At 67.6% G+C, this 14,010-nt stretch carries 10 protein-coding genes; 4 read left to right on the top strand and 6 right to left on the bottom strand.

Features of this window, described 5'->3' with window-relative positions; genetic code table 11:
- Positions 1-158: 158 nt before the first annotated feature.
- A complete protein-coding gene (locus tag V6D00_02675; protein HEY9898064.1) occupies positions 159-707 on the top strand; it encodes a hypothetical protein in 549 nt (182 codons plus the stop codon).
- A gap of 62 nt (positions 708-769) precedes the next feature.
- On the opposite strand, the gene V6D00_02670 is transcribed toward V6D00_02675, so the two are convergent.
- Positions 770-2,035 (bottom strand): nitronate monooxygenase, encoded by a 1,266-nt coding sequence (locus tag V6D00_02670; protein ID HEY9898063.1) that lies wholly within the window; start codon positions 2,033-2,035, stop codon positions 770-772.
- Between the two features lie 181 nt (positions 2,036-2,216).
- On the bottom strand, positions 2,217-3,014 hold the full coding sequence (locus tag V6D00_02665; protein ID HEY9898062.1) for an EF-hand domain-containing protein: 798 nt from the start codon (positions 3,012-3,014) through the stop codon (positions 2,217-2,219).
- Between the two features lie 201 nt (positions 3,015-3,215).
- On the opposite strand from V6D00_02665, the gene lepA reads away from it, so the two are divergent.
- The 3 genes from lepA (at position 3,216) to V6D00_02650 (ending at position 7,439) form a co-directional block, all read left to right on the top strand.
- Positions 3,216-5,021 carry a translation elongation factor 4 gene (gene lepA, locus V6D00_02660; protein HEY9898061.1) on the top strand — a complete coding sequence of 602 codons (1,806 nt, stop codon included), beginning with the start codon at positions 3,216-3,218 and terminating at the stop codon, positions 5,019-5,021.
- Positions 5,022-5,062: 41 nt separating this feature from the next.
- Positions 5,063-6,007, top strand: a complete 945-nt coding sequence (locus V6D00_02655) for a hypothetical protein (GenBank protein HEY9898060.1) — start codon at positions 5,063-5,065, stop codon at positions 6,005-6,007.
- Between the two features lie 154 nt (positions 6,008-6,161).
- Positions 6,162-7,439 (top strand): clostripain-related cysteine peptidase, encoded by a 1,278-nt coding sequence (locus V6D00_02650; protein HEY9898059.1) that lies wholly within the window; start codon positions 6,162-6,164, stop codon positions 7,437-7,439.
- A 51-nt stretch (positions 7,440-7,490) separates the two neighbouring features.
- Here V6D00_02650 and V6D00_02645 read toward each other — a convergent pair whose 3' ends face one another.
- From V6D00_02645 to V6D00_02630, 4 genes are all read right to left on the bottom strand, one after another.
- On the bottom strand, positions 7,491-10,052 hold the full coding sequence (locus V6D00_02645) for a UvrD-helicase domain-containing protein (GenBank protein HEY9898058.1): 2,562 nt from the start codon (positions 10,050-10,052) through the stop codon (positions 7,491-7,493).
- Positions 10,049-12,664: a PD-(D/E)XK nuclease family protein gene (locus tag V6D00_02640; protein ID HEY9898057.1), complete on the bottom strand. Its 2,616-nt coding sequence runs from the start codon at positions 12,662-12,664 to the stop codon at positions 10,049-10,051. Before V6D00_02640 ends, V6D00_02645 begins: the two co-directional genes overlap by 4 nt.
- Complete coding sequence (locus tag V6D00_02635) at positions 12,661-13,059, bottom strand: PDDEXK nuclease domain-containing protein (GenBank protein ID HEY9898056.1); 399 nt, start codon at positions 13,057-13,059, stop codon at positions 12,661-12,663. Before V6D00_02635 ends, V6D00_02640 begins: the two co-directional genes overlap by 4 nt.
- Before the next feature lie 408 nt (positions 13,060-13,467).
- Entirely contained in the window at positions 13,468-14,004 is a 537-nt protein-coding gene (locus tag V6D00_02630; GenBank protein HEY9898055.1) for a class IV adenylate cyclase, read from the bottom strand.
- Positions 14,005-14,010 lie beyond the last annotated feature (6 nt).

The raw sequence follows: 14,010 nt of genomic DNA, 5'->3' as shown, positions 1-14,010 counted from the left end.
GCCCTGGAGGGTTTCGAGGGGGGAAGGCTGACGCCTTCCCCCCTCGCCTTTTGGGCGGTATGGTAAGGGCAGTCCCATGCCAACCAGACTCCCCGCCCCCCGGTGGGGCGGGGTTGGGGGTGGGGGGATCTCATCAAGTTCCTTTGTAAGGAGACCCCATGGCCGGCAACGTATGGATCCTGATCGGCCCGTCGGGAACGGGCAAGACCAGCCTCGCCAAGGACCTGCCCCGGCGCGTGCCGGGTCTCAAGCGCGCCGTCACCTGCACCACCCGCGCCCCGCGAAACGGCGAGCAGGAAGGCATCGACTACTACTTCGTCAGCGACGAGCAGTTCGATTTCCTGCTGGCGTCGGGCAAGCTGCTGGAGTCCACCACCTACGGCGGCCGGCGCTACGGCCTGCCGGCCGGGCAGTTCCTCGAGAACGGGGGGCACGACCTGGTGTGCGTCCTCGACATGGCGGGCGTCCAGCACCTGCGCGACCTGTTGGCCCCCGGCAAGGCGCGGGCGATCTTCCTCGAGAGCCCCTCGCCCGAGACCCTCAAGGAGCGCATGGAAGCGCGGGGCAGCACGCCCGACGAGGTCGAGCGGCGCCTGGGGCTCATCGCCCTGGAGAACGGCCAGGCCAGCGCCTGCGACCACCGGGTCTCGACCACCCCGCCCTACGCGGAGGTGCTGGAGACGGTCGCCCGGCTCATCGGCGGCTGAAGAAAAGCCGCGCCCCTCGCCCCGGTCGGGGCGAGGGGCTGTTTTGGCGAGAAGCCGATCCCTTAGGCGGGAACGACCAAGCCATCGAGCTTCGGCAGGGCGATCTTGTGGTCCTCGCTGTACTGGTAGTCCCTGAAGACGTGCTCGGCGCTCGGCACGTGGTAGCGCCCCGACGCCTCGAGGACCGTCGTCTCCTTGAGGCGGTAGACGTAGTGGCCGCAGGTGTAGACCTTGAAGGTGTTCATGTGGGTGCAGAGGCAGGTGCGCTCCCGCACGGGCTGCTTGCGTCCCTTCTCGTCGACGGGCGTCGCGTTGTAGGCCTCGAGGTAGCTGCAGCGCCCCTCGGAGTCGAGCAGGTAGCCCAAGGTCTCGCAGTTGGGCTTGATGTTGGAGCCGATGGCGGGCGACTGCTTGAGCATCCGCATGGGATAGCCGGTCGGCGACTGGGTGTTGACCTCCACGTCCGCCTCTTCGGCCCCCAGGTAGACCTGCTTGACCGAATCGGGCAGGCCGCACTCGCGGGTGACGGTGAAGCGGGTCGCCACCTGGACGGCCGCGGCCCCGGCCTGGAGGTACTCGACGGCGTCGGTGCCCGTGAAGATGCCCCCCGCGGGGATGACCGGGATGGAGAGCCCCTCCTTGGCGAGGAAGGCCATGACCTCGTTGACGATGTCCTTGAGGTTGGCGCGGGGCCACTCGTCAAGGCCGAAGCCCAGGTGCCCGCCCGCCAGGGGGCCCTCCACCACCACGAAGTCCGGCATGCGATCCAGGCGCTTGGCGCGCTTGAGGAAGAGGTTGAGCGCCCTGGCCGACGAGACGATGATCCCGAACTGGACGTCGCGGAAGCGGGCGTGATCGGCGACCAGCTCGAGCGAGCCCAGGTGCAGGCCGGCGCTCAGGGTGATGCCGTCCACCCCGGCGTCCATGGAGGCCTCCAGCCGCGCCTTGAGGGTCGCCTTGGGGGCGTTCATGGTGAGCTTTTCCATGATGTTGACGAAGATGGCGCCATCGCCGCGCTTGGCGTCCATGGTGCCGCCGACGTGCCGCAGGGTGGCCTCGCGCACGGCCGAGAGGTCGAACTGGACGTCGCGCTTGTGCTCCATCTCGCGGTGATCCCGGTACAGCTCGGCCTTGTCCCGCAGGAAGGTGGTCTTGAAGCGCCGATCCGAGACCGCTGCGGAGAGCGCATCGGAGATGTGGCCGATCCCCCCGAGGCGGGCCGCCTCGAGCGCCAGATCGGCCGAGGAGATGTCGACCCCCATCCCGCCGATGACGATGGGAACGTACTGCTTCGAGCCGAGCGTGAGCCGGAAATCGTCCAGTTTCAAGATGCAACCTGCCTTTCATCGACGGGACAAGAGGGCCGTCTCGGCCCTCCTTCAATGATACGGACGCCGTATCATGGCCGGGTTGGCGTTGTGTCATGAATCCGTCATCGTTTCCTGGGCAGCTGCAAAAGCAATAAAAAAGGACCGCCCCGAACGGGGGCGGTCCTTTTTCGAGTGAGGTCTAGAGGCCCCACCACTCGACGGCAGGAGCGGGCGCCGGGGCGTTGGGGTCGGCGGGCGCCGGGGCCGGGGCCGGGGCCGGATCGACCGGGGCCGGGGCGGGGGTGTTGCCGCCGGGGACGTAGTTGGGGTTGATGGCCTTGACCACCGAGGTCATGTACAGGTCCTCGAACTCGGCCTGGCTGAGCTTGCCGTCGCCGGTCTTGTCCGAGGCCGAGATGTCGGCGGGATCGAAGCTCGGGATCGTCACCCGGACGTGGATCTTGTCGTAGGCGAAGCCCAGGCCCAGCTTGGCGAGCGCCTTGTCGCTGAGCTCCTCGGTCGAGAGGTAACCGTCGCCCTTGCCGAACAGGCCGCTGCCGGGCTCACGCTGGTCGAGGCGGTTGAAGGCCGTGGCGAGGAAGGCGCGCATCCGGTTCAGGAACGCGACCGGGCTATCCTTGCCCGTCAGGAAGCCGCCGGCGGTGGCGTACTTCAGGAACTCGCTGCGCGAGATCTTGCCGTTGCCGGTCTTGCCGCTCTTGGTCTTGTCGGCCTTGGGGAACTCCTTGATCAGGTTGAAGTAGGGGCCGGCCTCGTACTCGTCGATGTACTTGTCGCCGTTGGTGTCGATCTTGCTGAAGATCGCCTCGTGGACCTGCTTGAAGCCTTCCTTGAGGGTCTTGGAGGCGAGCGCATCGAAGCCGACCGCCTCGGTCTGCGACGTGACGCTCGCGCCGGGGGTCATGCCGCAGCCCGCAAGCAGGGTCAGCGCAGCCGAGACGGCAAGCAGAGTGGACAGGGCCTTGGTGTGACGCATACCGGACGCTCCTTCCGAAGATGGACGGGACGAAATGTTTATGAAATCTGCAAGAACTATCGCAGGGATCGCCGGGGATCTTTCTTAAGCAGAGTTTAAGACGACGCTAAAATTCAGGGATCCGATTCGGTTCGCTCGCGGCGGCTTTCCGCGCTATAATGGACGCTTCGAGGTCTCGACACAGGTAGAAGGGAAGCCCCCATGACCGTCCCGACGGATCGCATCCGGAATTTCTCGATCATCGCCCACATCGACCACGGCAAGTCGACCCTGGCCGACCGGCTCCTGGAGTTCACGGGCACGGTCGCCTCCCGCGAGATGGAGGAGCAGTTGCTCGACTCGATGGACATCGAGCGCGAGCGCGGCATCACCATCAAGGCCCAGGCCGTGCGCCTCGACTACCGCGCGAACGACGGCCAGGACTACGTCATCAACCTGATCGACACCCCGGGCCACGTGGACTTCACCTACGAGGTCTCGCGCTCCTTGGCCGCCTGCGAGGGCGCGATCCTGGTGGTGGACGCCTCGCAGGGCGTCGAGGCCCAGACCCTCGCCAACGTCTACCTGGCCCTCGAGCACGACCTCGAGATCGTCCCGGTCCTCAACAAGATCGATCTGCCGGGTGCCGAGCCCGAGCGCGTCAAGAAGGAGATCGAGGACGTGATCGGCCTCGATGCTTCCGACGCGGTGCTCGCCTCGGCCAAGGCGGGCATCGGCATCCAGGACATCCTCGAGCAGATCGTCGCCAAGATCCCCGCGCCCAAGGGCGATCCGGCCGCTCCTTTGCAGGCGCTCATCTTCGACTCGTACTACGACGCCTACCGGGGCGTGGTCGTCTTCTTCCGCGTCTTCAACGGCAAGCTCAAGGTCGGCGACACCATCCGCATGGCGGCGACCGGCGCCCAGATCACCATCACCGAGCTGGGCGTCCTGCGCCCCAAGCAGACCCCGGTCCAGGAGCTCGGCATCGGCGAGGTCGGCTACCTGGCAGGCGCCATCAAGAACGTCCAGGACGCGCGGGTGGGCGACACCATCACCCTGGCGAACAACCCCGCCAAGGAGGCCCTGCCCGGCTACAAGCAGGCCGTGCCCATGGTCTTCTGCGGTCTCTACCCGACCAGCGCCGAGGACTACCCCCAGCTGCGCGAGGCCCTCGAGAAGCTGACCCTCAACGACGCCTCGCTTCAGTGGGAGCCCGAGAGCTCGACTGCGCTCGGCTTCGGCTTCCGCTGCGGCTTTTTGGGCCTGCTCCACATGGAGATCATCCAGGAGCGCCTCGAGCGCGAGTACGGCCTGACCCTGCTCGCCACGGCCCCCTCGGTCGTCTACCGGATCACCAAGATCGGCGGCGAGGTCGTCATGGTCGACAATCCCACCAACCTCCCCGATCCGGTCAAGATCGAGAAGATGGAGGAGCCCTACGTCAAGGTCTCCGTCATCGCCCCCTCCGACTACGTGGGCGCCGTGATGGAGTTAGCGCAAGGGAAGCGTGGGGTATTCATCAACATGGAATACCTCAGCACCGACCGGACCCAGTTGACCTACGAGATTCCGCTTGCGGAACTCGTTTCGGACTTCTTCGATCAGCTCAAGAGCAGGACCAAGGGCTATGCGTCCATGGACTACGAGCTGGTCGGCTACCGGGAGTCCAGGCTGGTCAAGCTGGACATCCAGCTGGCAGGTGAGATCGTCGACGCCCTCTCGGCCATCATCCACAAGGATCGCGCCCAGTCGGTCGGTCGACAGCTCGCCGAGAAGCTCCGGGAGTTGATCCCCCGGCAGATGTTCGAGGTCCCCATCCAGGCGACGATCGGCAACAAGGTCGTCGCCCGCGAGACGATCAGCGCCATGCGCAAGAACGTGCTCGCCAAGTGCTACGGGGGCGACATCTCCCGCAAGCGCAAGCTGCTCGAGAAGCAGAAGGAAGGCAAGAAGCGCATGAAGCAGGTCGGTCGCGTCGAAATTCCGCAGGAAGCCTTCATGGCCGTCCTGAAGCTCGGCGAGTAGCCCCCGCGGGGTCATCAAAACACGAAAGGCGGAATCAGAACGTGGACTTGCCGTTTCTCAACAACCCCTCCGAAGGGATGCCCGCCGGCCAGACGGGCAACTACTGGGGGGGCCAGGATCCCGCCGGCAGCGGCGACGACGCGACCCTGAACGACCTGCTCGCCCTCTACCAGACCGCCAACGACCCGATGCCGGTCGGCTTCGAGCCGCAGGCGCCCAGCTTCGAGCCCCAGGGGCTCCCCTTCGAGGCTCCAGCCGCACCGGCCGCCGCCCAGCCCCCCGCCTTCGATGCCGCTTCGCTCGATCCGTTCGCGAGCCCCTCGGTCGACACCGAGATCAACGATCTGATCGCGAGCTTCACCAGCGATCCGGCCTTCGAGGCTCCTGCGGCCGATCCGGTCTTCGCGGCACCGCCGGCGGCTCCCGTGTTCGCGGCACCGCCCGTCGAGCCCGTGTTCGCGGCCCCGCCCGTCGAGCCCGTGTTCGCGGCCCCGCCCGTCGAGCCCGTGTTCGCAGCCCCGCCCGTCGAGCCCGTGTTCGCAGCCCCGGCCCCCGAACCCGCTCGCGTCGAGCCGGTCTATGCGCCGGCTCCCGCCCCGATCGTCTCGATCCCGCAGGCCCCGTCGGTGCCGGCTGCGATCGCGGTCGAGGCAAACCCGTTCGTCCCGGCGATGGCCCCGGTGGCCCCGAGCGGCGCCGTCCGCCTCGCGACCAGCGCGGATCGCAACGAGACCCTGACCCACCTCGTCTCGGCGGTCAACCAGCTGACGACCGGGATCGAGCAGATCCAGTCGCAGCTCGCGACCCTCTACGAAGGGCTCGCGCACGCTGCGGCCACCCGGGCGCCGGTCACCGAGATCATCACGCTGACCGAGCAGCTCACCGCCACCAAGGGCCAGGCCGGCGAGAACTCCGCGCTCTTCCAGCAGGCGCAACTGCTCAAGGAAGCCGCCGACGCCTACATGCACATGCTCAAGAACCTGTAAGAATCCCGCCCCGCGCCGCCCCCCGGAGCCTTCCGGGGGGCGGTTTTTTTGGATCCGCCTCGCAGCACTTTTAACTGTTTTTTAACGACAGTTACACCCTCGCACAACCGATAACCTTCAAACAGGCACCAACCCAACCACTTCGGAGGTCACCATGTTCAAGAAATCCGCCCTGCTTCTCAGCCTTGCCACTTCGCTCATGGTGACCGGTTGCGGCGTGATGCCCGCGGGGCTGTTCGGCGGCGGCGCCGGGGACATGAACGCCCAGGGCACCAAGGGCTCCAAGGCGGGCGCCTCGGACTGGACGGTCTTCGTCTACATCGCGGGTGACAACAACCTCTCGCCCTTCGCCGCCAAGGACCTCAACGAGATGGAAGCCGGCCTGACCTCCGAGCGCGTGAAGGTCGTGGCCCTCGTCGACCAGGACCGCGAAGGCGACTCGCGCATCGTCGAGATCAAGAACGACCCCAAGGGCGTGAACAGCACCCTCGTCTCGCCCGTCATCGACGACGGCGGCGCGGTCATCCCCAAGGCCTCCAAGGAAGTCGACACCGGCTCGTCGGCGACCCTCGAGAAGTTCATCAACTGGGGCACCAAGAACTATCCCTCCAAGCGCTCGATGCTCGTCATGTGGAACCACGGCGGCGGCGCCTTCGCCTCGCCCAACCACCTCAAGTCCTTCTGCTGGGACGATCAGAGCGGCAACAACCTCAACCTGGTCGACCTGTGGCGCGCCACCCAGAAGGTGTCGAGCAAGGCCAAGTTCGACGTGATCGGCTTCGACACCTGCCTTCTGGGCCACGCCGAGACGGCCTATCAGCTGCGCGACGTGGCGGACTTCCTGGTCTCGTCCGAGAAGGTCGAGCCCGGCGACGGCTGGGACTACCAGTCCCTGACCTCGGCCCTCTCGAAGACCCCCGGCATGTACCCCCGCGAGTTCTCGAGCAAGATCGTCGAGACCTACAGCGCCTGGTACAAGAAGGCCAACCAGGAGTCGACCCTCTCGTCGATCGACCTCCAGAAGCTCAAGGATCGCGTCGTCCCCGGCGTCAACGCGCTGGCCACCGACCTGCAGGCCGGCCTTTCGACCCCCGCCTTCAAGGCCGCCCTCGCCGGCGTCGTCAACAAGGCCGCGAACCTCTCGGCCACCGGCAGCGGCGAAGAGGACGCCATCGACCTGGGCCTCTTCTGCAACCTGATCCAGGAGTCGAGCCTGCCCGCCACGACCAAGGCCCTCGCCAAGGAAGTGAACACCCAGCTGACGCGCTCGGTCGTCCTGAGCATGACCAACCGCCTGCCCGGCGGCGCCTTCACCGGCCTCAAGATCTACTTCGGCCTCGAGACCTACAACGCCGCCTACAGCGACGGTTCGCACCAGATCTTCGGCACCACCCAGTGGGCCAAGTTCCTGCAGAGCTACCTCAAGAAGTAAATCCCGAACACACCAGGGGCCCGGCGAGACTCGCCGGGCCCCTGGTCGTTCTCAGAAGAGGTGGCTCTCAGGCGGCTCGGGCGGAGGCGGAAGTCGAGGCTCCGGGGGCAGGGCATCCTCCGCCTCGAAGGGTGCCGCCTCGACGACGAGCCCCGCTGCGGCGAATCCGGGGGAGAGGAAGTCCATGCTGCCGCCCCTGGGATCGGTGGAGGTGAGCATGAGGTAGTCTCGCGCCCGGGTGATCGCCACGTACATCACCCGCCTCGCCTCGGCCGCCTCGCGCGCGAGCTGCTCTTGCTTCAGGATGGTGAAGAGGGCAGGATCGCCGCTTCCTTCCAGCTCCTTGCCCAGGCCCAGGGCCACGCCCCGCTCGGCGTCCAGCAGGACGCGATCGCGCCCCGCAGGCGCCGAGCGCGCCAGGTCAGGCACCACCACCAGCGGCCACTCCAGGCCCTTGGAGGCGTGGACGGTCATGAGCGAGACCGCATCCCGGGCCTCCAGGGACGGGCGTGGCACGTTCACCTCGGCATCCAGCAAGCGGCGCAGGCGCCGCACCAGGGGGAAGAGATCGGTCCCGTCGCCCTCCAGGCCCCGCACGAAGTCGAGGAACGCTCGCCAGTCCGCCAGGCGCCGCACCGGATTGGGCAGGTTCGCGAGCACCGCCGTGTAGCCGCAGTACCGATCCACCTCCTGCAGGGCCCGGCTCGCGGACTCGGCGCGTGCGGTCCTGAGCAGGGGGCCGAGAATATCCCTCGCCCTGCCCCACTCGGCGGACGGGTTCTCGAGCGCCTTCAGGGCCTGCCAGTAGCCGCCGGCCGCGGGCAGGGCTGCGGCGAAGCCGAGCAGGGCGCGATCGCTCAGGGCGAAGAAGGGACTGCGCAGCACCGCGACCAGGGCCAGGTCGTCCTCGGGACTCGCCAAGAAGCGCAGCAAGGCCCAGCCGTCCCTCGCCTCGCGGGTATCCATCAGGCTTCCGCCCCCGGCATGCACGAACGGGATGCCCTCCGCGGCGAGCGCCTCGCCGTAGACCTCGAGCGGCTCCCAGGTGCGCGCGAGGATGGCCACGTCCCCGGGCCGGATGGGGCGCAACGCGCACTTGGGCTTGTCGAGGACGAGGGCACCCGCGTCCAGCAGCTCCCTGAGCTGCCGCGCGAGGCGCTTCGCCTCGGATCGCTGACGCGCCGACTTGTCCACACCCTTGTGCAACTCCTTGTCCGTTGCGACGGAAAAAGCGACCACCACGGGCGTCCCTGCCGGATGCTCCTGCCGCGTCGCGACGAGCGCCTGGTGCAGCTCGCCCAGGACGGGCTCGAAAAGCCGATTGAGGGGGGCCAGCAGTTCCCCGTGAGTGCGGAAGCTCTTAGTCAACGAGACATGCAGGCCGCCTTCGGCCACGATGCGAGCGCGAAAGCGCCGGAAGACCGCCACGTCCGCCCGCCTGAAGCCGTAGATGGCCTGCTTCTCGTCGCCGACCACCGTGAGGATCGCCCCTCCCGTGAGGCGCTCGAGCAGCTCGGCCTGGACCGGGTTGGTGTCCTGGAATTCGTCCACCAAGTACGCCTTCCAGCGCGCGGCGTAGTAGGCCACGACCTCGAGCTGGCCGAGGGCGCGCAGGGCCCCGAGCTCCAGGTCGCTGAAATCCAGCACCTTGGCCTCTCGCTTGGCTCGGGCCATGTGCGCCGTGGCCAGGGCGTAAGCCTCCCTCAGGAGAGGCAAGAGATCGGCCAAGACGCGATCGGCCTCGCCCAGCTCGAGGGTGAGGAGCCCGGCCTTCAGAGCATCCCCGACGAGTTCGCGCAGCGCCTTGAGGGCCACCTTGACGGCCTCGAATTTCTCTTCGCCCCAGTTCTTCTTGGATCCGCCCCGCATCGGCAAGGCCTGAAGGGCCTCGAGCGCCTGACGCAAGCTCGTGCCCGCCTGGTGCGCCGACTCGAGCGATTCCAGGCCTGAAAGGGCCGAGCGCCTGGTGTTCTCGATCGCATCCCCCTCGGGACCGACAAGGGAGCGCACCGAACCGACGGTCTGCGTCCAGGTCTCATCCGCGAACAGGGCCTCGGCGGCCTCCTTTCGCGCCTCGCGCGCCATGCCGGCCCAGGCGCCGGGATCCTGCCTCAGTGCCCGCTGCGCGGTCCAGGGATCGTCGAGGAACGCCCGGATGGCGGGGTCCAGGAGCGAGAAGGGAACCGCCTCGAGAATCGTCTCGGGCAGCGCCGTGAACAGCTCGGCGATCCGCTCCTCTCGCCACAGCTTGCCCTCCAGCTCATCGAGCACAGCGAAGTCGGGCGGGACCTCGGCGGCCTCGGGGTGCTCGCGGCAGATGCGCGCTGCGAGCACGTGCAGGGTGCTGATGGGAGCGGCCTCGAGCTCCGCCACCAGGTCGGGGGTGGCCTGCATCGAGGTTGCGACCATTTCCCGGATGCGCGATCGCATCTCGGCGGCGGCCTTCTTGGTGAAGGTGACGGCCACGATCTCGAGCGGCGAGAGGCCGTGCGCTTCCAGGTGATGACGGTAGCGCGCGGTGAGCATGTGGGTCTTGCCCGTGCCCGCCCCCGCCGTCACCGACACGCTGGCGGGGGCATGGGCGGCGCGTTCCTGTTCCGGCGTGAGACTCATGCGTTCGTGTTTTCCTCTCCACCCATCTGCTTGCGAGCCAGGCGCGGCCCCGAGCGACAGACCAGCGCCAGGTCACAATACAGGCACGAGGCCTCGTCTACGTCGGGCGCCACCGGGTAGCTTCCCGCTTCGAGATGGGCCTTCACCTTGCCGGTCAGCCGCTCCAGGTCGCCGGGGCTCGGGACGGCCTTCTTGAGGACCTCGCCCTTGGTCAAAGAGTAGTAGTGCGCCCCTGCCACCGGCTCGCCCGGGAAGAGGGCGGGGGCCGCCACCTCCATGTAGAGCGGCAGTTGCACATCCACCTTGGGCTTGCCCTCGTCGTCCTTGGCCCCCTTGGGCGGCGAGGAGGAGGTCTTGTAGTCGACGAACACCAGCCCGTCGTCGGTGCGATCGATCCGGTCCACGTACCCGATGAAGTTCAGGCCGAAGGCGCGGCCCGTGAACCTGCCCTCGACCTGGACGATGGCCGCACCGTCGGCCACGAAGCCCGGGGCCTCCACCGCGGCGCGCAGGGTTTTCAGGTGAAAGTCACGCTGCGCGGTCCATGCGCTCACGGCCTGGACCTGCAACTCGACCTCGGCTCGAGCGAAGGCCTCGTCGAGGCGCGAGAGGACGTGGGCACGGGGGGCCAAGAGCGGCAAGGCCCCCTCGACCGCAAGCTCCAGCGCCCGGTGAAAGAGGGTGCCCCGCAGCCCCGGGCTCAGCTCGCCTTCGACCTCCTCGGGATCCGCCAGGCGCAAGAGGCGCTGGGCAAACCACTTGAAGGGACACTGGCCGATGGTCACGAGCTGGGACGCGCTGAAGCGGCGTGTCGCCGGGTCCACCGGCACGCCGGGAACCCCGTCGAAATGGTCGTATTCAGGCGAAGCCTCGCGGCCCCACTCGACGCGATGGGAGTGGAGCGCGAAGGGCAAGACCGGATCGTCGCAGTACGCGCCTCGCAGGCGGGCGGGACGCGACTCCTCGGGGCTGCACGCGGGAACGGAGGGCGGATCCGCGAGGGCCGCGGCGAGATCCGCGAGGTAGGGGCTAGGGAGCAGCGCCTCCCCGTTCGCCAGCTCGGCATACGACAGCTCCAGGCCCTCGGTGGCCACTTGCAACAACGCCCAGAACGAGAGAGCCTCGCGGCGCGCGGCCGAGGCTGCGCCTTCGAGACGACACCCCAGCGCTTCGAGGGCCCTGCGCTCATGGAAGTCAAGCACCGGGTCGTTCTCGACGCGCACGGGGAAGTGCCCCTCCGCCATCCCGAGCACCATGAGGTGGCGATAGCGTGCCCCGTAGAGCGAGAGCGGCGTGTGCAGGGCGACACCCTTCGCGTCGGGATGGGCGGGCACCGAGAGAAGGCTGAGCAAATCTACCAGCTCGGCCTCGAAGCCATGCCGGCTCAGCGTCTCGTCCCCGGGCTGCGCAAGGGTGTCGAGCCCTTCGTGCAGCTTGCCTAGCGCCAGCACCTCGCGCGGCGAACGGCCGGCGCGCTCCGAGACGTCGAAGCCATCGAGCATCTGCTGCAACAGGTGCCGCCATCCGGCCCTGCTTGCGCGCTCGGGCCATGCGAGCAGGCCCAGTTCGGGGCAAACGCCAACCCATGCGTCCAGGCCAACCGGGTGGCCCTTCCTGACCTGGCCCCAGACCTCGGGCGACAGGCGCTCCGAGAGCCGATGGCCAAGCAGCCGCGCCGTCGTCTCATAGGGGAAGGCGCCATTCACGACCTCCATCGCAAGGCGCAGCCAGGCGCCAACGTGGGTCGCGGCGAGGGGCACCGCGTAGAAGGCGCCGATGTCCAGGCCGTACTCCCAGGCGATCGCCATGACCATCGGGCCGTAGGCCACATCGTCACGTGCGACCAGAGCCACCTGATCCGGGCGCATCCCCTTGTTCAAGAGGACCTTGAGGCGCGCGAGCGCCCCGCGCACCTCGGCCTCGAGGTTGGCGTAGCGATAGGCCCGCGGCGGGACCGGTGCGAAGGCCGGCGCCAGGTAGCGCCCGGTGAACGGCCTTGCGCCCTCCGGGCGCTCCACCATCCAGCCGCGCGCCTCCAGGGAATCGGCCACCAGGGCATTCTCGAAGAAGAGGGCCTCGCCGGTGTTCGGGAGGTGGACGCGCGAGGCGGGCCCTGCGATCGCGTCGAGGAAGGCGACCTCGTCTTCGCCAAGGCGCGGGTAACCCGCCACGAGCAGGACTTGTGTGCCCTCCACCCGCCCTGCCGCCACGCGCAGGCACTCGGCATCGTCCACCAGGCGCTTCGCGCGCAAGGCCGAGCGGTAGGCGAAGGCAAGGCGCGCCACCCTGGCGGCGCGGGGCGGTGCAGAGGAAACGAGGGCTTCCAGGTCGGCCCCCGTGCGGAACAGCTCGCGCACCGTCGCAGCCATGGTCACGGCCAGATCGGGGGCCTCGCCCAGGCTCGCGGCGGCCTGCCTGAAGAGGCGCACCGCAAGTAGCGGGGAGGCGATCGCAAAACCCGCCTCCGAGAGAATGTTCGTCGCCAGCCCCTGCAGCGAACAGGGCTCGACCCCGAGGGCCCTTGCCGCCCGCTCGTTGGGGGTGACGACGCGGTGCGCCGAGGCCGCGAGCAAGGCAGCTTCAGGCAGCGCGCGCGATAAGACCCGGGTCATTCGACGATCTCCCCTCTGTCCTCCCCGATGCCTCGCTCGAGATCTTCCACGCTTGGCAGTGCGTTCTGAAGTTGCTCCGGCAACTGCTCGAACAGCTCGTATGCCACAATCCCCATCGGCTTGCGGATATCGCGGAAGGCATACTCGACGATCAGCTTGTTTCGCTCTTTGCAAAGGATCAGACCGATGCTCGGCTGATCGGCGGGATGGCGAAGCTTGTCGTCCACGAGCGAGAGGTAGAAGTCCTTGAGGTGAGCCAGGAGCCCACGCTCCAGGTCGCGCTCCTTGGCCTTGAGGCCATCGAGCACCTTGCCGTAATCAGCGGGCATTTTCATTTGTGCAGGCGACGCCTGCACAAATGGTTCCTCAGCAGCAAAATAGTCTTCACGAGCCATACCCCAGCCTCCTCTGATTCTCTGGCATGAGCGCCTTGAGGCGGGCGCTCTCGAAATATTGTTCTACCGGCAAGACGATCGGTCTCCGCATCTTCCGACCAAAAGGTTCGTCATCCGCCGTGACCTTCTCGGATCCCACGTAGCAACCAAGCGCCAACCCGTTGCCGTGGGCCATGATCTCGGCAGGCGCGCGCTCTGTTGGCGACGACAAAGGCTCAGCTACGAACGATCGGCCCGAAGGGGCAAAAGTATCAGGCAATAATACCCAACAGGAGGAGTCCCTACTCCCAGTCACTCGGAAGGAGGTGGGTTGGCTACCGGGTATTCACTAAGAGCGCCTAACAAAACCAGGCATGTTACGACCGATGGCCGCCGGGGGCGGCTCGAAGGATATTTTTGTTAGACACTCTAAGCCTGTCCGCGCGCCTCCGCCAGGAGCCGGGCGTAGCTGTGGAGCAGGATCTGGTCCTCTTCGAGGCCGAAGCGCGCGCGCAGGGCGTCGAGAGCGCCCTTGGCCGTGGCCTCCTGGGCGAGCACCTCCAGTTCGGCGAAGTCGTCGTCGAGGCCCTCGATTCGATCCAGGCAGACCGTCGCCCCGTCGATCTCGTAGGCGTCACGGACCTTCCTCACCACGATCAGGGGCCGGTGCCCCAGCCAGGCGAAGGCCTCGGCGAGCGGCTCGACCAGGTCGACCGGGATCGGAGTCTCGATCTCGGTGCGGGTCTTGGTGCCGTCGGCCGAGACGGTGGGGGCCTCCTTGCGGGTGATGAGCCAGGCGCCGTTCTCCTGCCTGAGGCGCAGCACCCGGCCCGGGCCCGCGTCGAAGTAGCGGTCCTCCTGCACGGCGCGCTCGTGCGAGCAGCCGGAAAGGGCCTGGGCGATCGCCTCGCGCTGCCCGGGCCTCAGGCGAAACTTCGCCTCGATCTCGAATCCCCGCTTCTCCATGTGATG

This window comes from Pantanalinema sp., from assembly GCA_036704125.1.
Classification (GTDB): domain Bacteria; phylum Cyanobacteriota; class Sericytochromatia; order S15B-MN24; family UBA4093; genus JAGIBK01.
This window is presented reverse-complemented; position numbering and strand designations above follow the sequence as displayed.